The 23162-nt window shown below is 69.5% G+C and carries 22 protein-coding genes; 12 read left to right on the top strand and 10 right to left on the bottom strand.

Going from position 1 to position 23162, the window contains the following annotated elements; genetic code table 11:
* Position 1: 1 nt before the first annotated feature.
* Positions 2–931, bottom strand: a complete 930-nt coding sequence (locus tag OG579_RS12935) for an alpha/beta hydrolase (protein WP_328856251.1) — start codon at positions 929–931, stop codon at positions 2–4.
* A 146-nt stretch (positions 932–1077) separates the two neighbouring features.
* On the opposite strand from OG579_RS12935, the gene OG579_RS12930 reads away from it, so the two are divergent.
* The 4 genes from OG579_RS12930 to OG579_RS12915 all read left to right on the top strand — a co-directional run bounded on the left by OG579_RS12930 (position 1078) and on the right by OG579_RS12915 (position 4286).
* Positions 1078–1539 carry a MarR family winged helix-turn-helix transcriptional regulator gene (locus OG579_RS12930; RefSeq protein ID WP_328856250.1) on the top strand — a complete coding sequence of 154 codons (462 nt, stop codon included), beginning with the start codon at positions 1078–1080 and terminating at the stop codon, positions 1537–1539.
* Positions 1540–1598: 59 nt separating this feature from the next.
* Positions 1599–3452, top strand: a complete 1854-nt coding sequence (locus OG579_RS12925) for an MFS transporter (RefSeq protein WP_082080490.1) — start codon at positions 1599–1601, stop codon at positions 3450–3452.
* Positions 3453–3531: 79 nt separating this feature from the next.
* The gene (locus tag OG579_RS12920; RefSeq protein ID WP_328856249.1) at positions 3532–3996 is read left to right on the top strand and encodes a hypothetical protein; all 465 of its coding nucleotides are present in this window, start codon (positions 3532–3534) and stop codon (positions 3994–3996) included.
* Entirely contained in the window at positions 3993–4286 is a 294-nt protein-coding gene (locus OG579_RS12915) for a transcriptional regulator (protein ID WP_045824819.1), read from the top strand. The genes OG579_RS12920 and OG579_RS12915 overlap by 4 nt, the downstream gene beginning before the upstream one ends.
* Before the next feature lie 103 nt (positions 4287–4389).
* On the opposite strand, the gene OG579_RS12910 is transcribed toward OG579_RS12915, so the two are convergent.
* Complete coding sequence (locus OG579_RS12910; RefSeq protein ID WP_045824820.1) at positions 4390–4602, bottom strand: TOBE domain-containing protein; 213 nt, start codon at positions 4600–4602, stop codon at positions 4390–4392.
* A gap of 229 nt (positions 4603–4831) precedes the next feature.
* Between OG579_RS12910 and OG579_RS12905 the strand changes: the two genes are divergently transcribed.
* The 5 genes from OG579_RS12905 (at position 4832) to OG579_RS12885 (ending at position 11733) form a co-directional block, all read left to right on the top strand.
* Positions 4832–5977 (top strand): acyl-CoA dehydrogenase family protein, encoded by a 1146-nt coding sequence (locus OG579_RS12905; RefSeq protein ID WP_045824821.1) that lies wholly within the window; start codon positions 4832–4834, stop codon positions 5975–5977.
* 48 nt (positions 5978–6025) lie between these two features.
* Positions 6026–6787, top strand: a complete 762-nt coding sequence (locus OG579_RS12900) for an SDR family NAD(P)-dependent oxidoreductase (protein WP_045824822.1) — start codon at positions 6026–6028, stop codon at positions 6785–6787.
* 16 nt (positions 6788–6803) lie between these two features.
* Positions 6804–7919 (top strand): GmrSD restriction endonuclease domain-containing protein, encoded by a 1116-nt coding sequence (locus OG579_RS12895; RefSeq protein WP_328856248.1) that lies wholly within the window; start codon positions 6804–6806, stop codon positions 7917–7919.
* Between the two features lie 119 nt (positions 7920–8038).
* A complete protein-coding gene (locus tag OG579_RS12890; RefSeq protein WP_328856247.1) occupies positions 8039–10966 on the top strand; it encodes a DEAD/DEAH box helicase in 2928 nt (975 codons plus the stop codon).
* Positions 10963–11733 (top strand): SWIM zinc finger family protein, encoded by a 771-nt coding sequence (locus tag OG579_RS12885; RefSeq protein WP_328856246.1) that lies wholly within the window; start codon positions 10963–10965, stop codon positions 11731–11733. Before OG579_RS12890 ends, OG579_RS12885 begins: the two co-directional genes overlap by 4 nt.
* A gap of 695 nt (positions 11734–12428) precedes the next feature.
* On the opposite strand, the gene OG579_RS12875 is transcribed toward OG579_RS12885, so the two are convergent.
* A complete protein-coding gene (locus OG579_RS12875) occupies positions 12429–13679 on the bottom strand; it encodes an FAD-dependent oxidoreductase (RefSeq protein ID WP_328856245.1) in 1251 nt (416 codons plus the stop codon).
* Between the two features lie 46 nt (positions 13680–13725).
* The gene (locus tag OG579_RS12870) at positions 13726–14211 is read right to left on the bottom strand and encodes an SRPBCC family protein (RefSeq protein WP_328856244.1); all 486 of its coding nucleotides are present in this window, start codon (positions 14209–14211) and stop codon (positions 13726–13728) included.
* Between the two features lie 279 nt (positions 14212–14490).
* Between OG579_RS12870 and OG579_RS12865 the strand changes: the two genes are divergently transcribed.
* Positions 14491–15240, top strand: coding sequence for a dienelactone hydrolase family protein (locus tag OG579_RS12865; RefSeq protein WP_328856243.1), 750 nt, complete (start codon positions 14491–14493; stop codon positions 15238–15240).
* A gap of 50 nt (positions 15241–15290) precedes the next feature.
* On the opposite strand, the gene OG579_RS12860 is transcribed toward OG579_RS12865, so the two are convergent.
* The 4 genes from OG579_RS12860 to OG579_RS12845 form a co-directional block, all read right to left on the bottom strand.
* Positions 15291–17162 carry an NAD-binding protein gene (locus OG579_RS12860; protein WP_328856242.1) on the bottom strand — a complete coding sequence of 624 codons (1872 nt, stop codon included), beginning with the start codon at positions 17160–17162 and terminating at the stop codon, positions 15291–15293.
* 56 nt (positions 17163–17218) lie between these two features.
* The gene (locus tag OG579_RS12855; protein ID WP_328856241.1) at positions 17219–17740 is read right to left on the bottom strand and encodes a hypothetical protein; all 522 of its coding nucleotides are present in this window, start codon (positions 17738–17740) and stop codon (positions 17219–17221) included.
* Positions 17741–17828: 88 nt separating this feature from the next.
* On the bottom strand, positions 17829–18902 hold the full coding sequence (locus tag OG579_RS12850; protein ID WP_328856240.1) for a phosphotransferase family protein: 1074 nt from the start codon (positions 18900–18902) through the stop codon (positions 17829–17831).
* Positions 18899–19996 carry a TIGR03857 family LLM class F420-dependent oxidoreductase gene (locus OG579_RS12845; RefSeq protein ID WP_328856239.1) on the bottom strand — a complete coding sequence of 366 codons (1098 nt, stop codon included), beginning with the start codon at positions 19994–19996 and terminating at the stop codon, positions 18899–18901. The genes OG579_RS12850 and OG579_RS12845 overlap by 4 nt, the downstream gene beginning before the upstream one ends.
* Before the next feature lie 119 nt (positions 19997–20115).
* Between OG579_RS12845 and OG579_RS12840 the strand changes: the two genes are divergently transcribed.
* Positions 20116–20682 (top strand): DUF305 domain-containing protein, encoded by a 567-nt coding sequence (locus tag OG579_RS12840; protein WP_328856238.1) that lies wholly within the window; start codon positions 20116–20118, stop codon positions 20680–20682.
* A 4-nt stretch (positions 20683–20686) separates the two neighbouring features.
* Here OG579_RS12840 and OG579_RS12835 read toward each other — a convergent pair whose 3' ends face one another.
* Positions 20687–21145, bottom strand: coding sequence for a MarR family winged helix-turn-helix transcriptional regulator (locus OG579_RS12835; protein WP_328856237.1), 459 nt, complete (start codon positions 21143–21145; stop codon positions 20687–20689).
* A gap of 135 nt (positions 21146–21280) precedes the next feature.
* Between OG579_RS12835 and OG579_RS12830 the strand changes: the two genes are divergently transcribed.
* Positions 21281–21646 carry a DoxX family protein gene (locus OG579_RS12830; protein ID WP_328856236.1) on the top strand — a complete coding sequence of 122 codons (366 nt, stop codon included), beginning with the start codon at positions 21281–21283 and terminating at the stop codon, positions 21644–21646.
* A 24-nt stretch (positions 21647–21670) separates the two neighbouring features.
* Here the strand turns inward: OG579_RS12830 and OG579_RS12825 are convergent, their stop codons facing one another.
* Complete coding sequence (locus OG579_RS12825; protein WP_328856235.1) at positions 21671–23146, bottom strand: flavin-containing monooxygenase; 1476 nt, start codon at positions 23144–23146, stop codon at positions 21671–21673.
* Between the last annotated feature and the right edge of the window lie 16 nt (positions 23147–23162).

Below are 23162 nucleotides of genomic sequence, written 5' to 3'. Positions count from 1 at the left end.
GTCAGGCGCCGAGCGCCGGGCCGAGCGTCGAGAACCACGACTCGTGCAGGCGGGCCTGCCAGTAGTCCCAGAAGTGGACGCCCTCTGCGGTGATCTTCACGACCGGGTTCACACCGTTGCGGCGCAGGGTGTCGACGTACTGGACGCTCGCGATGGACGCGGCGACCTCGAGCGGGACGAGCTGCGCGAACTTCACCGGGTCGGAGACCGGGTTGATGTTCGAGCCGCCCGAACCGGACGAGATGTAGACGCGCTTGCCGCGCAGCTTGCCGGCGTTGAGCGCCGGGTCGTTGGCGAGCCACTCGCCGCCGGGCCACACGCCCCACATGTTGTTCACGTCGCCGCCGACCTGGCCGACGGCCACGCCGATGCCCTGGGCGAAGCCGGGCTCGCTGGCGACGGGGTAGCCGCTGTACGAGGCGACACCGCGGTACATGCTCGGGTGGCGGGTCGCGAGGTTGAGCGCGCTGGTGCCGCTCATGGACAGACCGGCGATGGCGTTGCGGCCGGCGGGGCTGCCGAAGTTCTTGGCCATGTAGGCGGGGAGCTCGCGGGTGAGGAAGGTCTCCCACTTGTTCAGCCCGAGGCCCGGATCGCGACGCTCCCAGTCGGTGTAGAAGCTGCCCGCACCGCCGAACGGCAGCACGACGTTGACGTTCTTGTTGGCGAAGAACCGCACGATGTCGGTGTTGATCAGCCAACCGTTGTCGTTGTTGGGGGCGCGGAGACCGTCGAGCAGGTACAGGGTGGGCGCGCCCTGCTTACGGTTGAGGATCTGCACCGGGATGGTGCGCTGCATCGCTGCGGAGTAGACGGCGTTCGAGGCAGGTCGCGCCTGAGCGGGTGCCGCGGTGACGGTGGCGAACCCCGCAATGGATGCGGTTGCCAGAACGCCGGCCAACAGGCGGGTTCGGAGGCTGCGAATCGACATCGAATCTGGTCCTTAGGTTCTCGCGAGGCGGTAGACCCCAGCACAGTAACAGCCGGATAACGGGTCGGCAGAATCGCTGGTCTGCTATCGGACATATCGCTTTTACGATTCGATTACTTAGTACTACGCAACTAATATCCTTGCTCATGACCTCCGTTCACGCCGCTGCCACCGGCACCGGCAGCGCGGTCGACGTCTACACCGCGCTCGCCCGGATCTCCCGAACGCTCCGCCACGAGGCGGGTTCGGGATCGCTCACGCTCGGCTCCACGTCGGCGCTCTGGGTGCTGGTGTCGAGCCCGCCGATGCGCCTGTCGGAACTGGCGGCACGTGAACGCGTCACCGCGCCGACGATGTCGCGGATCGTGAGTGGGCTCGAACGCGACGGGATGGTGGCCCGCACCGCCGACCCGCTCGACGGCCGGGCCAGCCTGATCACCGCGACCGACGCGGCGATCGAGCTCATCACCTCCACCACCTCGCGCCGTGCGCGACTGATGGAGGAGGCGCTCTCCCGCCTGTCCCCCGACGACCGCGCCGCCGCCGAGCGCTCCATCGCCCTGCTCGCGGAGTCGTTGATCGAGACGGTCCGGCCCCGACCCGACTGACCTACGGCGCAACCGCACACCACCGCTTCGTTCTTCACCGCGAGAGATCCGAGGAAGCCATGACCCGCAGCTCCACCCCCGTGCTCGACAAGGGCGCCGCACCCGAACCCTCGGGGCGCCGGCGCGTCCGTTCGCTCGAGGAACTCGGTCCGCACTACAAGTGGATCGCCCTGTCCAACACCACGTTGGGGATGCTGATCGCGACGATCAACTCCTCCATCGTGCTGATCGCCCTGCCCGACATCTTCAAGGGCATCAAGCTCAACCCGCTCGAGCCCGACAACACGAGTTACCTGCTCTGGATGATGATGGGGTTCCTCGTCGTCACCGCGGTGCTCGTCGTCAGCTTCGGTCGTCTCGGCGACATGTTCGGCCGGGCGCGCATGTACAACATCGGGTTCCTCGTGTTCACCGTGTCGTCGGTGTTCCTCGCCGCGACGTGGTTCGACGGCAGCAAGGCCGCGATCTGGCTGATCTTCTGGCGCGTCATCCAGGGTGTCGGCGGCGCCTTCCTCATGGCGAACTCGTCGGCCATCCTCACCGACGCCTTCCCGGCGCACCAGCGCGGACTCGCGCTGGGCATCAACGGTGTCGCGGCGATCGCCGGATCGTTCCTCGGCCTTCTCGTCGGCGGCGTCCTCGCCCCGATCGACTGGAACCTCATCTTCCTGGTCTCGGTCCCCTTCGGCGTGGTCGGCACCGTGTGGGCCTACATGAAGCTGCACGACACCGGAGTTCGACAGAAGGCATCGATGGACTGGTGGGGCAACCTCACCTTCGCCGTCGGTCTGATCGCGATCCTCGTCGGCATCACCTACGGCATCCAGCCCTACGGTTCGTCGAACATGGGCTGGACGAGCCCGATGGTGTTGAGCTGCCTCATCGGTGGTCTCGTGGTCCTGGCGGCATTCGCGGTGATCGAGACCCGTGTCGCCAACCCGCTGTTCAACCTGTCGCTGTTCCGCAACCACTCGTTCCTCTACGGCAACCTCGCCAACCTCATGGCGTCGATCGGCCGGGGTGGTCTGCAGTTCATCCTGATCATCTGGCTACAGGGAATCTGGTTGCCGCAGCACGGATACGACTACACCCGCACCCCGCTCTGGGCGGGCATCTACATGGTGCCGATGACGATCGGGTTCCTGCTCTCGGCGCCGGTCTCGGGATACCTGTCCGACCGCGTGGGCACGAAGTGGTTCACCACGAGCGGGCTCGCGATCACCGCCGCGACCTTCTTCGCGTTGATCGTGATCCCGGTCGACTTCAACTACTGGGCCTTCGCGGTCATCCTGCTGATCAACGGCGTCGGCATGGGACTGTTCTCGTCGCCCAACCGCGCCGAGGTGATGAACAGCCTGCCCGCCAACGCACGTGGGTCGGGCGCAGGCATGATGACCACGTTCCAGAACGCCGCGATGGTGCTGTCGATCGGCCTGTTCTTCAGCCTGATGATCGCCGGTCTGTCGAGCGACCTGCCGTCGGCGATGCACGGTGGCCTGGTGGCCAACGGTGTCTCGCAGGCCGATGCGAACTCGGTCGCGAACCTGCCGACCGTCGGCATCCTGTTCGCCGCCTTCCTCGGGTACAACCCGATCAAGGAGCTCGTGGGTCCGCACCTGTCGACGCTGTCGCAGACCAACCAGGACACGCTCACGGGACTGAAGTTCTTCCCGCACCTCATCTCCGAGCCGTTCTCGAACGGGCTGTCGGCGGCGTTCACCTTCGCGATCGTCTGCTGCATCCTCGGTGCGATCGCCTCGGTGTTCACCGGGCGGTCGGGCGACAAGGCCGAGGTCGAGGTCGCCCCGGAGCAGCGGTCCGACCACCGCGAGACCGTCGGCGAGGAACTCGCGAGTGTCGGCTTCGGTGGGGTCGCGGGTCGCGACTCCGAACATGCCGAGGCGCGACGCTAAACGCCCTCCACCGGGAGACCTCTTGACTTTCCTGGTTGGAAAGTAGACGCTACTTTCCAACCAGGAAAGAGAGGCTCCCATGAACGACATCGATCCCGAACAGGCTCGCGCAGCACTCGATTCGATCGGACGGGCACGCGACCACGTGGCCGCCGAGATCGGCCTCCCCCGCTCCTACTGGTGGATTCTCGCTGCGGCGTGGCTCGTCCTCGGCGTGATCGGGGCCTACGGTCCGGCCTGGGCGGCGACGGTCGCGACCATCGCCTTCGGTGTCGGGCACTCCATCGCGGCGTCGCGGCTGCTCGAGGGACGGCGCCGCACCGCGCAACTCCAGGTCAGCCGCGAGGTCGCCGATCGGCGGGTGCCGGTGGTCGTGGTGGCGATGCTGCTCGCGCTGGTCGCCCTCACCGTCGCCGCCGCGCTGGCCCTCGACGCCGACGGCGCCCGCCACCCGCAACTGTGGGCGGCGGTGTTCGTCGCGGCGGTGGTCGGTTTCGGAGGACCCGAGATCCTGCGCACACTGCGGCGCCGGCTGGGCGCATGACCGACGCGCGCTTCGACGAACTCATCCACCCCAGCACGCGGCTCACACTGATGGCGACGCTCGCCGCCGCCGACTGGGTGGAGTTCTCCTACCTCCGCGAGCGGCTGTCGATGTCGGATTCCGCTCTGTCGAAACAACTCTCGACCCTCGAGGGCGCCGGATACGTCGCCACCGAACGACCGACCACCGGTTCCCGTCGCACGGTGCGTGCCCGCATCACCGACGGTGGGCGCACCGCGTTCCGCGGTCACGTCGCCGCGCTGCAGGCGATCGTGGGCGGGGACAGCTGAGCGGCGACCGACGGCTCTGCTGAGAACTGCCCCGTGGCGGCGCCTCGAGGGGAATGTTCCCTCGGAGCGCCACCACGGGGCAGTTTTCAGCAACCACCGGCGGTCACTCCACGCCGATGGTGACCTCGGTCGACTTCACGAGCGCGGTCGCGGCCTGCCCGACGGTGAGGCCGAGTTCCTCGACGGCCTCCTTCGTGATCGACGAGACCACGGTCTGGCCGCCCGGTTCGAGCGCGATCTTCACCGTCGCCATCACCGATCCCAGGGTGATCTCGGTGATCACACCGGACAGCTGATTGCGCGTGGACAGTCTCATCGGTGTCGTTTCCTCTCGTCGCGTGGGAACCACGAAACCGCAGTTCACAGCGGCAATCTAGCAACCCCCCGACGGCCTCGGCCATCGTCTCCGCTCACGCGGGCACCGCGCGGTGCAGCGACCGCATCTGCGCGATGGCGCTGCCGTTTTGACGCTGGCTCCTCGGTCGCGCAGCATGGTCACACATGTGGTTACCCGTCGGTAACCCCGTGTCACCTCGAGGAGAACCATGCGCAGGACCCTGTACGGACCCGACCACGTCGCCTTCGGTGAGTCGGCCCAGGAATTCGTCGACCGCTACGTCATGCCGCGGCACGAGTCGATCATCGAGCAGCGCTACATCGACCGCGAGATCTGGAAGCGCGCGGGCGAATCGGGCTTCCTCGGTCTCGAGGTCCCCGAGACCTACGGCGGCTCCGAGGCCGGTGACTACCGGTTCAACGCGATGTTCACCGAGGTGCTCTCGGGCGTGAGCGCCGCCCTGCCGTCGGCGTTCGGCATCCACGTCGACATCGTCGCGCCCTACCTCACCCAGCTGACCACCGAGGAGCAGCGCGAGCGCTGGCTGCCCGGTTTCTGCACCGGCGACATCGTCACCGCGATCGCGATGACCGAGCCCGCCGCCGGATCCGACCTCGCCGGCATCAAGACCACCGCCCGACAGGAGGGCACCGACTGGGTCATCAACGGGTCGAAGACCTTCATCACCAACGGCTACAACGCCGATCTCGTGGTCGCCGCGGTCAAGACCTCGCCGGAGAAGAAGTCCAAGGGCATCACCATGTTCGCGATCGAGAAGGGCATGCCCGGGTTCGAGCGGGGCCGCAAACTCGACAAGGTCGGTCAGCCCGAGTCCGACACCGCCGAGCTCTTCTTCTCCGACGTCCGCGTCCCCGCGGAGAACGTGATCGGCGAGGTCGACCGCGGCTTCATCCACATGATGACGTTCCTGCCGCAGGAGCGCCTCAACTGCGCGGTGTCGAACCTGGCGCACGCGAAGGCGTTGTTCGGCGAGACCCTCACCTACGTCAGCGAGCGCAAGGCCTTCGGCCAGGCCGTCGGGTCGTTCCAGTTCAACAAGTTCACGATCGCCGAACTGGCCACGAAGATCGACGTGACGCAGGCGTTCGTCGACGCGTGCGTGAGCGCCCACGCCGACGGTGAGCTCTCGGCCGCCGACGCCGCCAAGGCGAAGTGGTGGACCGCCGAGATCCAGAACTCGATCCTCGACACCTGCCTGCAGCTGCACGGCGGCTACGGGTTCATGAACGAATACCGCATCGCCCAGGCGTGGAAGGACGCGCGCGTCACCAAGATCTGGGCCGGCTCCAACGAGATCATGAAGGAGATCATCGGCCGCGATCTCGGTTTGTAGTCTCCGGTAGCGTCCCTCGCAGGGGCCCGACCACACGAGGAGACATTGGTGTCCGTTCTCGACATGTTCCGACTCGACGGCAAGGTCGTCATCGTCACCGGCGCGTCCGCCGGTCTCGGTGTCGCGTTCGCGAAGGCGTCGGCCGAGGCGGGCGCATCGGTCGTCCTCGCCGCGCGCCGGGTCGAGAAGCTCGCGGAGACGAAGTCGCTGGTGGAGTCGGCCGGCGCGAAGGCGCTCACCGTCGCCACCGACGTCGCCGATCCCGAGGCGTGCGCCGCGCTCGTCGACGCCGCCATGGCGGAGTTCGGTCAGGTCGACGTGCTCATCAACAACGCCGGCGTCGGGACCGCGGTGCCCGCGACGCGGGAGACCGTCGAGCAGTTCCGCTCGGTCATCGACATCAACCTCAACGGCTCGTACTGGACGGCGCAGGCCGCGGGCAAGGTGATGGCCCCGGGCAGCTCGATCATCAACATCGCAAGCATCCTCGGCATCACCACCGCCGGTCTGCCGCAGGCCGCCTACGCCGCCAGCAAGGCCGGCGTCATCGGGCTCACCCGCGACCTCGCCCAGCAGTGGGGGAGCCGAAAAGGCATTCGCGTCAACGCGATCGCGCCGGGCTTCTTCGCCTCGGAGATGACCGACCAGTACCACGACGGCTACCTCGAATCGCAGCAGCCGCGACAGCTGTTGGGCCGCACCGGAGACCCGGCCGAGCTCGCCGCGACCGCGGTGTGGCTCGCCTCGCCCGCCGGCGGATACGTCACCGGCCAGACCATCGTCGTCGACGGCGGCGTGTCGATCACCTGACACGCAGGGCCCACCGATGACCGAACCCGACTGGACCCGCCCCGCCGGCTACAAGTCCGGCCAGGGATCGCCGCCGCGCCGGCGGCGTCGATGGCCGTGGATCGCAGTCGGGGCGATCGGCGCGGTCGTCGCCGTCGGGTTGATCGCCCCCGATGACACCAAGCAGTCGTCGGACCAGGCCGCAGCAGTGGTCGCGACGCCGTCGTCCGGCACCGAGTCGAGCGCTGCCCCATCGAGTTCTGCCCCTGTGACCACGAACTCGAATAGGCCGGCACCGGCGCCGTCGACCGCGGCGGCCGTCGGGTCGACCACCCAGGCCCAGGCGGCCCTGACGCAGCTCGACGGGTTGGCCGTGAAGGGCCGTGCGCCCAAGACCGGTTACAGCCGAACGCAATTCGGGCAGGCGTGGAGCGACGACGTCGACGTCGACGGTGGCCACAACGGCTGCGACACCCGCAACGACATCCTGCGGCGCGACCTCACCGCCATCACCGTGCGGCCGGGCACCCGAGGATGCGTAGTGCTGACCGGGACGCTCGCCGACCCGTACACCGGGACGTCCATCGCGTTCACCCGCGGCGCGCAGACCTCCGACGACGTCCAGATCGACCACGTGGTCGCGCTGAGCGACGCGTGGCAGAAAGGTGCGCAACAACTCTCGGCCGACAAGCGTCGCGACCTGGCCAACGACCCCCGCAACCTGCAGGCCACCGACGGACCCACGAATCAGCGCAAGGGCGACGGCGACGCTGCCACCTGGCTGCCGCCCTCCCGGGCGTTCCGCTGCACATACGTGAGCAGGCAGGTACAGGTGAAGTCGGTGTACGGACTCTGGGTCACCCAGGCCGAGAAGGACGCGATCACCCGCGTGCTCACCACCTGCGGCGCGGTTGCCGCCCCGGCCCCGGTTCCCGAGACCCGCACCCAGACGCCGGTGCCGCGACCCGTTCCCCGCTACACACCGCCGCCCCCTGCGCCGGCCGCGCCGGTAATTCCGGACGGGGGCGACGTCTACTACCGGAACTGCGCGGCCGCCAGGGCCGCGGGCGCCGCTCCGATCCGAGCCGGCGAGCCCGGCTATCGCGCGGGCTTGGACGGGGACGGCGACGGGACGGCCTGCGACAGGGGTTGATCGCAGAAGATCGACCGACATCGTCCGTCCTGACCGACAGCTCCGGCACATTGCCGGAGCTGGGCCCCGGCTCGGACGATCTCGGTGACGACGATCCGGCGTCGGTGGCCCGTGCCAGGATGGAATCCGTGACCTCCGCTGGATCGACGCACGCACTGTGGCGTCCCGGCGTCGGATTGTCACTGTGGTTCACCGACTCCGACGGGGCACCCACCGCCACCCCGGACGAGGCCTCGATCCCCGGGCCGGTCGCCGATATCGTCTCCGGCCGTACCCTGCGGCGCACCATCACCGTGCACGGCCCCGGCGAGGGCACGGTGCGTCAGGTGGCGTCGTTGACGCTGGGGCCGGCGGCCGCGACCGACCTCCTCGACGCCCCCGGCCTGCCGTCGTCCGGTGAGCTCGGCTACTACGCGTACCTCGCGGCGTCGGTGCGGCGCTTCGTCTCGGCCGGTTCGGTGACGCCGGCGCTGGCGTGGTCGGCGGGCAGTTGGTCGAACCGATGGGCGCCGCTGCCCGGGATCCCGTGGCGAGCGTGGATGTCGGGGGCGGTCTCGGCGGCACCACCGGTGGTGATCGCGAACGGCGGCGCCGAGGCGGTGGCCGACTTCTGCCGCGAGATCACCGACCACGAGTGCCGACGACGCTGTGACGGCCTGTCGCACGGCGTGTTCCGGTCGTCGCTGGTCCGCTCACTGCTGCCGGGTTCCGACGACGAGCTCCCGATGTCGTCCGACCGCGCCTCGGCGGCCTCGACCGCATGGCAGGAGTGGGCCGACGGCGTACGGGAGAACGAGAGCGCGCTGGTGCTCCGACTCCACGAGCCCGAGTACCCCGATGACGACGACCCGTACACCGTTCCCGACGATCGATGGCGGCTGCAGGTGTGTCGTCGCAGCACCGACGGCCTCGACGTGCCCATCGATCTGCACCGGCTCGGACCGCACGAGCTCGACGAGGTGACCACCGAGATCGCCGGTGCCGTAAGGGCTTTCGCCGGGCTGTCCCGTGCCGGGCACGATCGCGCCACCCTCGACTTCCTGCTCGACACCGACCTCGTCACCGACCTTCTCGACACCGGGGCCGAGCAGCTCGGGCGCGCGGGCATCGTCGTGCTGCTGCCCCGCACCCTGGCGGCGGTCACCCCGGCGCTGTCGCTGCGGGGCCGCACCGGCGTCGGCGCCACCGTCGAGCGGTCGGTGATGGTGGGGCTGTCGGAGATCCGGGAGTTCCAGTGGCAGTTGGCGATCGGTGAGGACGTCCTCGACGACGGCGAGCTCGCGTCCCTCGCCGAACAGAAGGGCGGTCTCGTCCGGGTGCGGGGCGTCTGGATCCGCGCGGAGGGATCCGCGCTGAGCCGGGCCGCGGAGTTCATCACCACCCAGCGGGCCCTGGCCGCCTCCGGCCATCCCGCCGACATGGGCGAGCTGTTCGGACTCGTCACCGGCGGTGCCGACCGCCTGGGCGTGCCGGTGACGTCGGTGTCGGGCCTGTCGTGGCTCGACGAGGTCGCGGCCGGCGGCACTCTCACACCCGAGCCGCTCGACACCCCGTCGACGCTGGCCGCCGAACTCCGGCCCTACCAGCACCGTGGGATGGAATGGCTCGCACACCTCGCATCGCTCGGCATCGGTGCCGTTCTCGCCGACGACATGGGCCTGGGCAAGACCGTCCAGGTGATCGCGCTGCTGTGCAGTGAGCGCGAGGCCGTCGCTGCGGATGCAGTCGTTGACCGCCCGGGGCCGACGCTGATCGTCTGCCCGATGTCGGTGGTGGGCAACTGGGAACGGGAGATCGCGCGCTTCGCACCGCATCTGCGCGTGATGGTGCACCACGGCCCGGGCCGCGCACGACGCGACCCCTTCACCGCCGCGGCACTCGACACCGACGTCACCATCACCACGTTCGCGATCGCCACCCGCGACGCGGAGTCGTTGCGGACGGTGGCCTGGCGCCATGTCGTGGTCGACGAGGCGCAACACATCAAGAACGTCGCCACGGCCGCGTCGCGCGCGGTCCGCAGCATCGATGCGCGGCAACGGATCGCGCTGACCGGCACGCCCGTGGAGAACCGCCTCGAGGACCTGCGTGCGGTGATCGATCTGGTCAACCCCGGTCTGCTCGGGTCTCCGTCGGTGTTCAAGGCACGATTCGCCGAATCCATCGAGCGCGAGCGCGATCCGGAGGCCGCGCGCCGACTGAACGCGATCACCTCGCCGTTCATCCTGCGTCGGGTGAAGACCGATCCGACGATCATCGCCGACCTGCCCGAGAAGACCGAGCTGACCGTGCGCGCCAACCTGACCGTCGAGCAGGCGGCGCTCTACCGCGCCGTCACCGACGACCTGATGCAGGCGCTCGGTCGGGAGCAGTCGATGGCCTCGGGCGACGAAGGACACCGGGTGCGAACGGTTCTCGCCGCGCTGACCCGGCTGAAGCAGGTGTGCAACCACCCCGCGCATTTCCTCGGCGACGGATCGGCCCTGCTCCGGCGCAACGCCCATCGGTCCGGCAAGCTCGAGTTGCTCGGCGACATCCTCGAGAACATCGTGGCCGACGGTGAACGCGCCCTGATCTTCACCCAGTTCACGGCGTTCGGCGAGATGCTCGCGCCGTGGTTGTCGAAGGTGTGCGGCGACGACGTGTCGTTCCTGCACGGCGGACTCTCGCGGACAGCACGCGACCGGATGGTCGCCGAGTTCCAGGACGCGGCGGGCCCACCGGTGCTGATGGCGTCGCTCAAGGCCGGCGGGACCGGGCTGAACCTCACCGCCGCGAATCACGTCGTGCACCTCGACCGGTGGTGGAACCCCGCGGTGGAGGCCCAGGCCACCGACCGCGCCTACCGCATCGGACAGACCAAGCGGGTCGAGGTGCGCACGTTCGTGTGCGTCGGGACGATCGAGGAGCGCATCGACGCGATGATCACCGACAAACGCGCGCTCTCCGATCTCACCGTCACCGCCGGCGAGAGCTGGCTCGGAAAAATCGACGACGACCAGTTGTACGACCTCATGCGCCTGCGCGACGAGGCGGTGGGCGAGTGAGCCCCCGGAAGAAGGACGCACCCGTCCGCGGATACGGGCTCACCGCGTGGTCGCGAGCGGTACTCGCCGTCATCGACCGCCCCGAGGACACGCGTCGGGTCGGCAAGGCGCGCACCTACTTCCGCGAACGCACGATCCTCGACGTGCGCGTTCGACCCGGCACGGTGACCGCCCTCGTGCAGGGCAGCCAGGTCGAACCGTTCGAGACCTCGCTGACGATGCGGACCGTCGAACCCGACACCGTCGTTGCCCTGCTGCGCGAGAGGGACGCCACCGACGACCTGTTGGCCGTCGCGCGCGGTGAACAGCCGCGGATCCTCGGTTCGCTGGTGCTGCCCACCGAGCCCGCCGACGTCCGAGGTGACTGCAACTGTCCCGACGAGGAACCGCGCTGCATCCACGTGCTGGCGCTCGGGTACGAGATGGCCGCGCAGATCGACAAGTCGCCGTCGATCGCGCTGACGATGATGGGCGCCGAGATCGCCACGCTCCTGGCCCATCTGCGCGACGACACCGACGAGCCGACCCGGCCGGTCCGCGTCCGCGCGCCCGAGGTGGTCGACTTCTACGGTTCCGGGTTCACACCGCCGCCCCTGCCGAGCCCGCCGTCGATCGACGTGTTCGCCGATCTCGACGTCGCCGGCCTCAACCGGGCACTGCGGATGTCGGGCGTCGGTCCTCTCGACCTCGGCGAGGTCACCGACGAACTCGCCGAGCTCTACGCCCGCCTCATCCGCACCCCGCAGACACCCCCGTCGGGCACCTGACCACCCCAGTTGGGCACATAACGACCGCAGTTGGGCACATAACCCCATCGGTTGGGCACGTGACGACCGCAGTTGGGCAGGTAAGGACCCCAGTTGGGCAGGTAGCGACCGCAGTTGGGCACCTACACGCACCGGTTCGGGCACGTGGTCGAGTCAGTCGGGCTCGCACGTCGGCGATCGCCGCAGGTGGAGCGCTTCTCCATCCAGCTCCAGCCGGTCCACCCACGCTCGGCCACCTGTTGCCGGACCCGTGCGACCGAGGGATGTGCGGTCTGCGCCATCGCGTCCATCAGGTTCACGAAACGACGGTCCGACACATACTTCCGTTGCCGATCGAGGACCGATCGAGTCGGGCCACTGCGCGGCGAACATGACCCAGAGGTCTCGTTCGGGGGCGAGCGCCGTTCGAGCCGAGGAGCGCGACGATGCTGCCCGACGCGACCTCGAGGTCGACGCCGTCGAGCACGCGGAGATCTGCGAACGATTTCGTGAGCCCACGAATGGCGATGGCGGGCGCGGAGGCCGGGTCACCGTGGTCGGTTGTCGTTGTCATGCGCACAGCGTCCGACCTTGACGCTGCGTCAAGGTCAACACCCAGATCGCACGCCGTCGACCGGTATCCGACACGACGCTGCCCAACTGCGAGCGTCTCCTGCCCAACTGCGGTCGTTACCTGCCCAACTGGCGGGTGGGGGTCAGGCGATGAGTCGCGCGACCCGCGCCGCGGCGCGGCCGCCAGAGACGAGCGCGCCCTGGATCGACGGGGTGTCGCGGTGATCGCCGGCGAACACCAGCCGCTCACCCACCTGCAGCGGTCGCCGCAGGGGTGTTCCGGGTTCCTGTCTGGGCAGGGCGCGCCGGATGTCGTGGCGTGTGATGACCCGCCACGACGCGGTGGTCGTGCCCCAGAGGCGATCGAGTTCGGCACGCACCTGCGTCTCCGGCGCGGGGCCGGTGTCGTCGAGCAGGGTCGTCGCCTGCACGAGGGTCTTCCCCGGTGGCGCGTATCCCGTTGCAATGGAGCTCATCTCGGCCGTGTTGACCACGACACCGCCGACACCCGACACCCGGAGGAAGGTGTCGGAGGCGAGGCCGTCGGCCTCGAACCACCACGTGGAGAGCCCGCGCATCGGTGACGTCGCCGAGCCGCTGAGGGCCGCCGCGTCGACCGAGTCGGTCGCCACCACCACCGCCCGTGAACGCACGACCGCGCCGTCGGCGGTCCGGACCGAGGGGCACGCGCCGTCGGAGATCTCCTCGACGCGGGTCGAGTAGGCGATGTCGACACCGGCGGTGCGGGCGAGCTGTTCGGAAAACGCCTGCATGCCGGCGTTCGGCACGCCGGGTGTCGCCAGGAGGAAGCTGCGCAGCACGAGGCGGACGTAGCGATCGGAGGTGTCACCGACCCCGTCGGCGAGGACACCACTGAGGAACGGCGCCAACAGCGAGTCGCGCAACGGTCCGCGCAGTCCGAGGCGATCCCAGTCGTCGGCGAGCGCGGCGTCGGGTGCGGCCGCCAGACGACGCACCGGTCCGACCGCGGGCACCGCCCACCGCACCGCACCGGCGACCGCAAGCGGACGCAGCAGGCCCACACCGAACGCCGACCGCACCGTCTCCGGCAACAGTCGGGGGTGTCGGGTGGGATCGGCGATCGTCCGCGCGTCGCCCGAGTCATCGACGATCCGCACGCCTCGCCCGGCCACCCGCAGGTCGAGCGCATCGACGTCGACGTGTCGCTTCACCGCAGGGTACGAAGGGTTGAGCAGCTGGAAGCCGCGGTCGCAGCGGAATCCGTCGATCACGTCGGTACGGATCCGACCACCGGGCACGGCGTCGGCCTCGAGCACGCGGACGGACAACCCGCGCAACCGCAACGCCGCGGCACACCGCAGACCGGCGATCCCCGCCCCCACCACGATCACGTCCGCATCGATGCCACTCATGCCTCATCGATACCACCTCCCCGGAACGTGAGCCGGTCGCGCGGCGTCAGTTCGGGGTGATCAGTCGCTCCAGCTGTTCCAGGCCACGACGCGCGTAGCCGAACCACACCCATCCGAGTGCGACGACCAGCGGTCGGACCAGGGCAGACCTGGGATACAACGTCCATGACCAGGTCACGACTGTCGATCCTGTCCCGGTGGCGTCGAACCGCCACCGGCCGTCCACATGGTCGACGAGGGGCGCCATGGCCCCGGTGATGTCGGTCAGCCGGTACTCGAAGGATCGTGGCGCGTCCACGGAGACCAGCTCCTCGCGCATCGACCCTCCTCCGGTGAGGAGCACCGTGCGTCGCTGCGGAGCCGACGTCCACTCACCGGTCTGATCGCGCACCTCGCGGATCGGCGGGATGGGTCCGAACCAGCGACAAAACACCGCCGTCAGGTCGATCGGGATGGTCGCGGCGAACGCCGCCGACGGGCTCACCGGTATGTCTCGAGATCGCTGAACGACGACAGGATTCACGAACGCCATCATCCCCGCGGGCGGGTCACGGCGCGCCGGTGTTTGAGCACAGCGGACAATTTGCTCGACAGCTCTGTTGCCTCGTGTACGGCGTCGACCAGCCGAATCCGCTCGGCAAGAACATGTCTGAGGCTACGCCGCGCTGATACCATCAGCGGGGTCCGTATCGGAATCTCAGGAGGTGACACCGTGAAGAAATTGACGATGGTGCTCCTCTGGGAAGTCACGGTCGGGCGATAGGTCGTCCGGGAGCGCCGCACATCGAGCAGCATTCCGAGAGGCACGACCATGCACGTCACGTCTGAACACACCCTCGACGCGCGCACCACCGAGCGCACGTTCACCATCGGTGACATCTCCGGCATCCTCTGGACGCCTCCTGCCGCATCTGCACCGGCTCCTCTCATCCTGCTGGGCCAACCCGGTGGACTCGGTATGCGTCGGATGTACCCGCGTCTCGTGGCACGAGCGCGCAGCGCCGCGGCGCACGGTTTCGCGGCGGTCTCCGTCGAGCTTCCCGGAGCGGGCGACCGAACCCCGCTGCCCGGCGCGAAGCGAGCCCGAGCGGATCTCACGCGTGCGATCGCCGCGGGGGAGCAACCCGCGGACGACGTCATCGATCGATTGATACTTCCGCTCGTCGATGAAGCCGTACCGGAATGGCAGTCCACACTCGACGAACTCGTCCACCTCCCCGAGATCGGAGAACGCATCGGGTTCTCCGGCGGGGTGATCGCAGTCGGAGTACGTCTGGCTGCGATCGACCCGCGCATCGCAGCCGCTGCGCTCTTCGCAGGAAGCCACGTTCCGGAGCGGACAATGCACGAGGCCCGGCGGGTCACGATCCCGCTGCACGTTCTCCTCCAGTGGGATGACGAGGGCAATGACCGAGCGCGGTCTCTCGATCTGTTCGACGCCTTCGGATCGACGCAGAAGACCCTCCACGCCAACATGGGTGGCCACACAGGCGTCCCGCAGTTCGCGGGCGACGATGCGACCCGCTTCTTCGTCCGCCATCTCGGCGCAGCCCGCGGTTGAGATGGGATCCGGACGACTGCACGATCGACGACGATGCCGACCCGGCGGGTTCACTGCCCGATCGACGGCGAATGCGGGGTGTCGATGACGGCGCGTTGGTGTTCGAGCACGGCGAGCAGCTCCTGGTAGGGGCCGACGACGAAGGCGTCGTCACCCGACGCGAACTTCGTGCCCCGGCGCGGCGGGTACTCGAGGTCGCCCGCCCCGCTCGCACCGGACGCACGGCGGATGGCGATCACGCGGGTGTTCGCCGACAACTCGCGCATCTCGACCCCGACGAGTCCGCCGTCGGCCCGGATCCGGACCCGACCGACCATGAACGACGTCGACTGCACAGAGAACGTGCCGAGGATCTCCAGACCCAGCGCGGCGCCGATGAACCAGGGCGCGGCCAGCTCCGCGGTCGAGCGCACATGTCGGAAACCGAATCGCGCGGCGACGGCGTCACCCATGCCGCGGTCGAACACACGCAGGACCACGGGGACGCCGCGACGGGACCCGTCGGCGAAGCGGTCGCCGAGAGCGCCGCGCACGGCGATGCCGGTCTCGATGTTGATCACGTCGTCGCTCGTGAGAACGGCGACGGCCGCCGCGCGATGCACGCGCGCGTCGGAGAGCGTCTCGGCGACGGTGGCGTCACCCACGATCACCGGTATCCCCGCCTTGGCGGCGGCCGAGAGGAAGCGGTTCGACGACGACCGTTCGATGACCACCACGTCCCGCCCGCGCGAGCGGAGTTCGCGGGCGACCCGGATCCCGAACGCTCCCAGCCCGATCACCACGACGTGTCCGGTCATGAACCGCGCACGTCGTCGTCCGGCCGCCTCGGCGATGCGTCGGGAGATGAGCAGTTCGGCGAGGAACGCCATGATCATCGCGGTCGTGGTGAGGCCCGCGAACATGAGGATGATCGACCAGATGCGCAGAGCCGGTGGCTGATCGGCGAAGTTGAAGTCGCCGTACCCGACCGTGGCGACGGTCTCGGTGCTGAAGTACACGGCGTCGAGAACGCTCATGCCCGGCTTCTGGTATCCCAGTCGCAGCACGGTGGTCGACAACGCGAGCAGGAAGAACAGCACGCCGATCATGCGGAAGAAGTTGGGGTTCGCATCTTCTCGGAATCCACGGACGGCGGCGCGCACGCGCTGCGGCCGCGACGGGCGGCGTGCGGGCGCGACCGGGGTGTCGTCGGCGGCGGTGGCGATGCCCTGGGCGGCGAACTCGTCGGCGGTGCCGAGCAACGTCACGACATCGCCTGCGAGAACGGGGTGATCACGCCCCGGGCAGAGCACGGTCGCCGGTGTGGCTGCCTGCGACATCGCCGAGGTGTGGGTGGAGACCGCCAGCGGCGCGAGGTCCCCGAAGCGTTCGCGCAGCGTGCCCGCCCGGCCGGCGGTGACGGTGGTCGCCACGAAATCGATGCCGGCGGCGTCGATGTGGTGGTCGCCGATGCCGAGGCACGCCTCGATCACCGAGGGCGCGGCGAGGTCGGCGACGTCGAGTACCGCCCCCGGGGTCGACCCGTCGTCCATCGCGCCGGCGACCGTCGCGTTCGAGAGCTGGGTGATCACCCGGACGTCGGCACGCAGTTGCCCTGCCACCAGGGCGGTCTCGAGGTTGTGGAGCTCGTTCTCCTCGACGCACACCACCGCGACGGCTCCGGCGATCCCGGCGTCGACGAGCGCGTCGGCTACACCGACGACCGCGGTGTGCACCGTGATGCCCCACCGGGCGACGGCCGCGTCGAGGGCCGGGTCGGCGGTGCGCACCACGACGACCACCTGTTCGCCGGCGTCGAGGAATCCGTCGATGATCGGCACCGCGATGCCGGCGAAGCCGCAGACGATCACGTGCCCGGACGGTGACCCCTCGCCGGCCGGCGACACCGTGTGCGGCCCACGCTCCGGTTGCCACTGCGCCACGTGTCCACCTCCGCCGTCACTCCCGGTGGAGTGACCTTACGACGGAACATGGGTGATCAGCGCGGTGTGGAGGACGATTCGGCGATATCGAGCACGTGGGTGAACGCCAGCAGCGACGGGTCGTGGCGCCACAGGAAGGTCGCCGCCGCGCGCGAGAGGGCGAGCGAGTCGCAGCGCCAGGGCGCGATGTCGGCGCAGCAGGCCCGGCCGGTGAGCACGAGGGTGTGCAGACGCGGCGTGCCCGCGAGGGCGGTGTCGCAGTGGCTCACCAGGTGCCGGTCGCGGGTGGAGGCCAAAGCGCCGAAGGTGAATCCCGTGAGGTCCGACGCCTCGAGGGCGGTGCGGAGCTCATCGGTGACGGCGTAGAGGTTGCGGGTCGCGACGACCGCGGTCGTGATCGGGTACTCGATAGCGACGTGACCCGACAGGGCGCGCGCCGGGTTGTGGGTGCGATCCCACGCCGCCGTGAGCAGCCGGATCGGTGCAGGCGGGCGGAGCCGGAAGTGCCGCGGGCCGTCGGCTGCGGCGAGGACGCGGTGGATGTTCGGCGAGACGGCGGGGGCGACCGAAGATGTCATGTCTCATGGGTACGCGGACGCCGACGCCTCCGGGAGGCGTCACCGCGTAAAGAATCCGCGGTCGACGTCAAGAATCCGCAAAGCCTGCTCAGCAGTGACGGGCGAGGTCGAGGGTGCCGAGGTCCCGGATCGCCGCGCACGAGCGGCGCACCATGGTCGCGAACATCTCGTCTCCGCGCGGGGACCGGGTGCCGTACGCGCAGCCGAACACCGAGACCAGCGGTCCCTGGATCATCGCGAACCGGTAGTCGTCGTGGCACTCGTCCCGGTCGTGGTCGGTGACGCCGTGCCCGAGCAGCGCCTGGTGGTAGGCGTCGACCAGATCGGTCTCCGCCGCCCTCCGCGCACCCGGCTCGAGGGCGGTGCCGACGAAGAACGCGAGATCGCGCGCGGGGAGACCGATCCCGACGGTCTGCCAGTCGACGGCCAGTACCTCGGTGTCGCCGGCGTCGAACATGAGGTTGTCGAGACGGTGGTCGCCGTGGATGAGCGCGAACCGTTCCGGACGCGCGAGGCTCCACCGCTCGATGACGTCGCCGACCTCGCGCAGGGTCTCGACGTCGGCGGCGGTGAGCTGCTCGCCGACCGCATCGAGGAACAGATCGACCGTCGAGGGGTAGAGCTCCGCCAGCATCGCCGCCTCCGCGGGACCGTTCACGGTGAGTGCGGGGACATCCGGCGCGGTCGGGGCGAGCAGTGTCGGGTCGCACCACCGGGGGCCGTGCAAACCGGCGAGATTGCGCACGGCGACGAGGGCCGCGGCGGTGGAGCACCCGGCGATCTGGTCGCCCTGGTGGTGGGCGTGGAGGTCGGTCAACACCAGGGTGAACTCGCTGCCGGTGTCGTTCATGATCGCGAGATGACATGCCGGGACGGCGATCTCGACCGTGTCGGCGAGGTGGGCGTAGAAGCGGACCTCCGAGGCGTAGGCCCCGGCGAGCATCTCGCGTGCGGCGGGGTCGGCGGCGGGGAGTTTCGCGACCACGGCGCGCGGCACCACACCCGCGTCGACGCCGGCTCCGGTCATCGTGATGCGGTGGCACGACGCGATCTGTCCGGTGCCGATGCGGTGCGCCGTCGCGGTCTCGACGGGTGCGCCGAACAGGTCGGTGAGCCAGTCCGGCGTCATGGCGTCGACGTCGGTCACGAGGGGGACGGTCATCGCAGCCGCCCCGGGTTCGCTGCGGCGCGGGCGCACTTCTGGGGCGCGAGGGTCGACCACGACGGCAGCAGCGGCGCGATCTCGGCCGGTGTGGCGCCGTGGAGGATCACGCTGTCGACGCCGGCGTCGAACTGGTCGAGGATCCGGCGGGCGCAGTGTGTGGCCGATCCGGTGGCCGCAGCCGAGGTCCACTCGGCCGGGAGCAGCGCACTGAGATGGGCGATGTCGTCGGGTGTGGCGTCGGCGTCGAACGCGCCACGGAAGGCCTGCACCCGTTCGTCGGCGCGAAACTCCGCCAATCGCTGCCGATCCCACCCGTTGGTGCGTACGAGCAGATCGCCGTAGCCCTGCAGGTAGGCGGCGAGCCGACCGACGATGCGGCGGGTGCGGTCGGGCTCGGGCACCCAGTCGCCGACGGTCGCCAGCACCGACCAGATGCGGATGGCACCCGGATCACGTCCGGCACGCAGGGCGGCGTCGCGGATGACACCCACCTGCCGCCCGACGGTGTCGTCGGTGAGGAACGTGTGCAGGACGACCCCGTCGGCGATCTGTCCGGCGAGGCGCAGCGTCGCGTCGCCGATCGCGACGAGCACGATCGGGATGTCCTCGTCGGCGTCGATCTGCAACCGCAGGAACGGGAATCGGCCGGCGGGCCCGTCGTGGTCGATGATCGACTCGCCCCGCCACAACCGCCGCAGCAGGTCGACGGCGTCGGTCATCTGCGCGGAGGTGATCCGCGGCAGGTTCATCAGGTCGAACAGGACGTCGAAGCCGCGGCCGAGGCCGAGCGCAAACCGCCCGTGACTCATGCGGTGGGCGGTGACCGCCATCGTCGCGGTCACCAGCACATGGCGGGTGTTGTGGTTGGTGGCGGCGGTCGCGACGCCGATCCGCTCGCTCGAGGCGGCGGCCGCGCCGGTGAGAACGCCGGCGTCCTTCGTCGAATACCGCTCGGAAAGGAACACCGATCCGAGTCCGAGGTCGTCGGCAGTGCGCACCTCGTCGAGAAGATCCCGCGGCGAGTCGGTGTGGCCGGCGAGACCGTAGAAGCCCAGTTCCGCGTGCTGGGGACGAGGACCGTCGATGGACACCCCGTACCTCCGTTCTCGTCACGTCCGGCCGCGCATCCGACCCTGGACAACCGACTGGACAGGAGTCTAGCGATGTCGGGGGCGAGCCACGGGCCTTTTCACGCGGGCACACTGGAGCCATGCGCACCGTCGGCCGTCCCGCTCGTCACCGATCGGCGTTCGCCGCCGCCGTCCTCGCCGTGATCGGTGTGATGCTGATGGCGGCGTGCGGGAGCGACCCCGGGCCCGCCGCCACCCACAACGCCACCGACGACGCCTTCGTCACCGCCATGGCCCGTCATCACCAGCGGGCCATCGAGGTCGGACAGCTCGCGGCCGATCGCGGAACCGACCCTCGGGTCGTCGACTACGGGAAGCTCATCGTGTCGCAGCAGACGCCGGAGCTGCAGAAGCTGAACGGATGGAGCGGCCACTGGGCTCTGCCCTCGGCCGCCGCGGGCGAGGCGATGCCCGACGGGTACATCACCGACGCGACGTTGGCCGGGCTGCGAGCCCAGTCGGGGGTGGCGTTCGATCGCGCGGTCCTGCTCGCGTCGGCCGACAGCGAGACCGGGGCCGCGGCGATGGCTCAGCGCGAGCTGGCCGCGGGCGTGTACGACCCCGCCCGCGAACTCGCGACCTCGATCGCGACCGCGCCGACCACCCAGATCCCGAAACTGCGCGCCCTCGCAGCACAATTGGGCTGACGCGTCACCCCTTGAGCTGCGGGATCGGCCCTGCGAGCTCCTCGAGGGCCGCGGCGAGGGCCTCGGCGTCGACGGCCCGCAGCGGATCGAGCACCCGCGCACGCACGCTCGTGAGGTGCGCGGGGTAGGCGCGCTCGAGTCGCGCGAACCCGGCGTCGGTGAGCACGGCGCTCATCCCCCGTCGGTCGCACCCGTCACGCATCCGGGTCGTGTCACCGCGTGCGGTCAACGCCGCGATCAGCCGCGTCATCCGGCTCGCCGACAGACCCACCAGTGATGCGAGCTCGGTCATACGACATCGCCTCTCGGGCGACTCGGACAGGATGACGAGCACCTGGTACTCGCCCAGGGTGAGGCCCGACTCCCTCTGCAGGTCGGTCTCCAGATCGCGGGGCACCACGACCAACGCCCGCGCGAGAGCACGCCACACCCGGCCCTCGACATCGTCGAGCGGTTCGGTCACTCCCACCACCTCCGGATCGTCGTCCTGCGGTGCCGATCGTACTTGCGTGGGCAAGTATTTCCTGCGACAGTACTTGCCTACGCAAATACATGTGGTCGTGTCCCCCACGACCGACGTGCCGTCGACAGGAGTCCCATGTTCATCACCGCCGTCATCCTCAGCGTCGTGCTCGCCCTGGTCAGCCTGGGTGCGGGCGCGCCCAAGGCCCTGCTGAAGGGACCGGCGGTCGAGCAGCTCTCCGGACGGGGGCTCAGCGCGTCGCTCATCCGGTTCATCGGTGGAGCCGAGGTCGCCGGCGCGGCGGGCCTGCTGATCGGCCTCGCCTGGCATCCGCTCGGCATCGCCGCGGCGATCGGACTGCTCATCGTGTTCATCGGCGCCACGGTGTTCCACGCCCGCAACGGCGACTACGCCAACTCCGAGACCCGCGGGGCATCGCTGCCGTCGGTGGTGCTCGCGATCGTGTCGCTCGCGGTCATCTTCACCCTCGCCGCCGCCTGATCGCCGCGGCGCCGCCGGGTCGGGTCACGCGCTCCGGTCGGTCGGGGTCCACTCGAACTCCGACTCGTCGAGCGAGCGCATGACCCGGATGTAGTGGGCGGTCGACGCCGGCCAGTTGTTGGTGTTGCGACCCGAGGCCGTGCGGTACCAGCTGGTGCAGCCCTGCTCCCACACGGTCTTCGACAGCGCCGACTGCAGAGCGAGGTTCGACCGCCGCTCGACGTCGGCGCGCACCTGCACCGCTCGCGCCCGGCCGGCGTCGAGGTGTTCGACCGCCTGCACGACGTACTTCATCTGCGCCTCGAGCATCAGGATGATCGACGTGTGGCCGAGGTTCGTGTTCGGCCCGTAGAGCAGGAACATGTTGGGGAACCCGTGCACGCTCACCCCGAGGTGGGCCTGCGCGCCGTCGTCCCACTCACGGTGCAGGTCTCGGCCTTCTGCGCCCGTGACCGTGATCCCGCGCAGGAAGTCGGTCGCATGGAAGCCGGTGCCGTAGACGATGGTGTCGGCCTCCACGGTCGACCCGTTGGCGAGACGCACGCCGTCGGGGGTGATGCGGTCGATGCCGGTGGTGGTGACGGTGACGTTCGGTCGGTCCAACGAGGCCAGGTAGTCGTTGGAGATGAGGATGCGCTTGCAGCCGATCGGATGATCGGGGGTCACCGCGGCCCGTGTGGCGGGGTCGGTGATCTGGCGCCGCATGTGCAGCCGCGACCGGAGGCCCACGATCTTGAGCAACGCCGGGATCTTGGTGAACCCGATCGACCGTGGCTCCAGCGTCGCCCAGGTGAGCCAGCGCGAGAGTCGTTGCAGCGCAGGCACTCGCGCGAACATGCTTCGAGCCCACCGGGGGTAGGCGTAGTCCGCCTTGGGGATCACGAACGGGGCGCTGCGCTGCAGCAGCGTGAGATGGCCGACCTGCTCGGCGAGGCGCGGCACGAACTGGATCGCCGAGGCACCCGTGCCGATGACTGCGACCCGCGCGCCGGTGAGGTCGGCGTCGTGATCCCAGCGCGCCGAGTGGAACAGGTTGCCGCGGAACGACTCCGCGCCCTCGATCGCGGGGATCACCGGGTTGCTGAGCTGTCCGCACGCGAACACGACGACGTCGTGCACGGTCTCGGTGCCGTCGTCGAGACGGACGGTCCACGACGCGCTCGTGTCGTCGAAGGTCGCCGCGGCGACCCGACTGCGGAAGCGGATGTGCGGACGCAGCGCGAAGGTGTCGGCGATCGACCGGAGATAGTCGAGGATCTCCGGCTGCGGCGCGAACCGCCGCGACCACGTCGCGCTCGGCGCGAACGAGAACGAATACAGATGCGAGGGCACGTCGCATGCCGCTCCGGGGTAGGTGTTCTCCCGCCAGCATCCACCGACGTCGTCGGCCGCCTCGAACAACACGAAGTCGTCGTGGCCGGCGCGGCGCAGGGTCGCGGCCATGCCCAGGCCCGCGAAGCCGGTCCCGATGATGGCCACCGACTGTCCTCGAACGCTCATCTGCTGCAACCTCGTC

It is taken from the genome of Williamsia herbipolensis (genome assembly GCF_036153515.1).
Classification (GTDB): Bacteria; Actinomycetota; Actinomycetes; order Mycobacteriales; family Mycobacteriaceae; genus Williamsia_A; species Williamsia_A herbipolensis.
This window is presented reverse-complemented; position numbering and strand designations above follow the sequence as displayed.

Coding starts and splice junctions, on each gene's coding strand:
- OG579_RS12910 (WP_045824820.1), bottom strand. CDS start 4,602: ATGAGACTGTCCACGCGCAATCAGCTGTCCGGTGTGATCACCGAGATC.
- OG579_RS12840 (WP_328856238.1), top strand. CDS start 20,116: ATGCGCACCGTCGGCCGTCCCGCTCGTCACCGATCGGCGTTCGCCGCC.
- OG579_RS12875 (WP_328856245.1), bottom strand. CDS start 13,679: ATGAGTGGCATCGATGCGGACGTGATCGTGGTGGGGGCGGGGATCGCC.
- OG579_RS12890 (WP_328856247.1), top strand. CDS start 8,039: ATGGAATCCGTGACCTCCGCTGGATCGACGCACGCACTGTGGCGTCCC.
- OG579_RS12895 (WP_328856248.1), top strand. CDS start 6,804: ATGACCGAACCCGACTGGACCCGCCCCGCCGGCTACAAGTCCGGCCAG.
- OG579_RS12830 (WP_328856236.1), top strand. CDS start 21,281: ATGTTCATCACCGCCGTCATCCTCAGCGTCGTGCTCGCCCTGGTCAGC.
- OG579_RS12865 (WP_328856243.1), top strand. CDS start 14,491: ATGCACGTCACGTCTGAACACACCCTCGACGCGCGCACCACCGAGCGC.
- OG579_RS12925 (WP_082080490.1), top strand. CDS start 1,599: ATGACCCGCAGCTCCACCCCCGTGCTCGACAAGGGCGCCGCACCCGAA.
- OG579_RS12915 (WP_045824819.1), top strand. CDS start 3,993: ATGACCGACGCGCGCTTCGACGAACTCATCCACCCCAGCACGCGGCTC.
- OG579_RS12825 (WP_328856235.1), bottom strand. CDS start 23,146: ATGAGCGTTCGAGGACAGTCGGTGGCCATCATCGGGACCGGCTTCGCG.
- OG579_RS12920 (WP_328856249.1), top strand. CDS start 3,532: ATGAACGACATCGATCCCGAACAGGCTCGCGCAGCACTCGATTCGATC.
- OG579_RS12855 (WP_328856241.1), bottom strand. CDS start 17,740: ATGACATCTTCGGTCGCCCCCGCCGTCTCGCCGAACATCCACCGCGTC.
- OG579_RS12850 (WP_328856240.1), bottom strand. CDS start 18,902: ATGACCGTCCCCCTCGTGACCGACGTCGACGCCATGACGCCGGACTGG.
- OG579_RS12905 (WP_045824821.1), top strand. CDS start 4,832: ATGCGCAGGACCCTGTACGGACCCGACCACGTCGCCTTCGGTGAGTCG.
- OG579_RS12870 (WP_328856244.1), bottom strand. CDS start 14,211: ATGGCGTTCGTGAATCCTGTCGTCGTTCAGCGATCTCGAGACATACCG.
- OG579_RS12930 (WP_328856250.1), top strand. CDS start 1,078: ATGACCTCCGTTCACGCCGCTGCCACCGGCACCGGCAGCGCGGTCGAC.
- OG579_RS12935 (WP_328856251.1), bottom strand. CDS start 931: ATGTCGATTCGCAGCCTCCGAACCCGCCTGTTGGCCGGCGTTCTGGCA.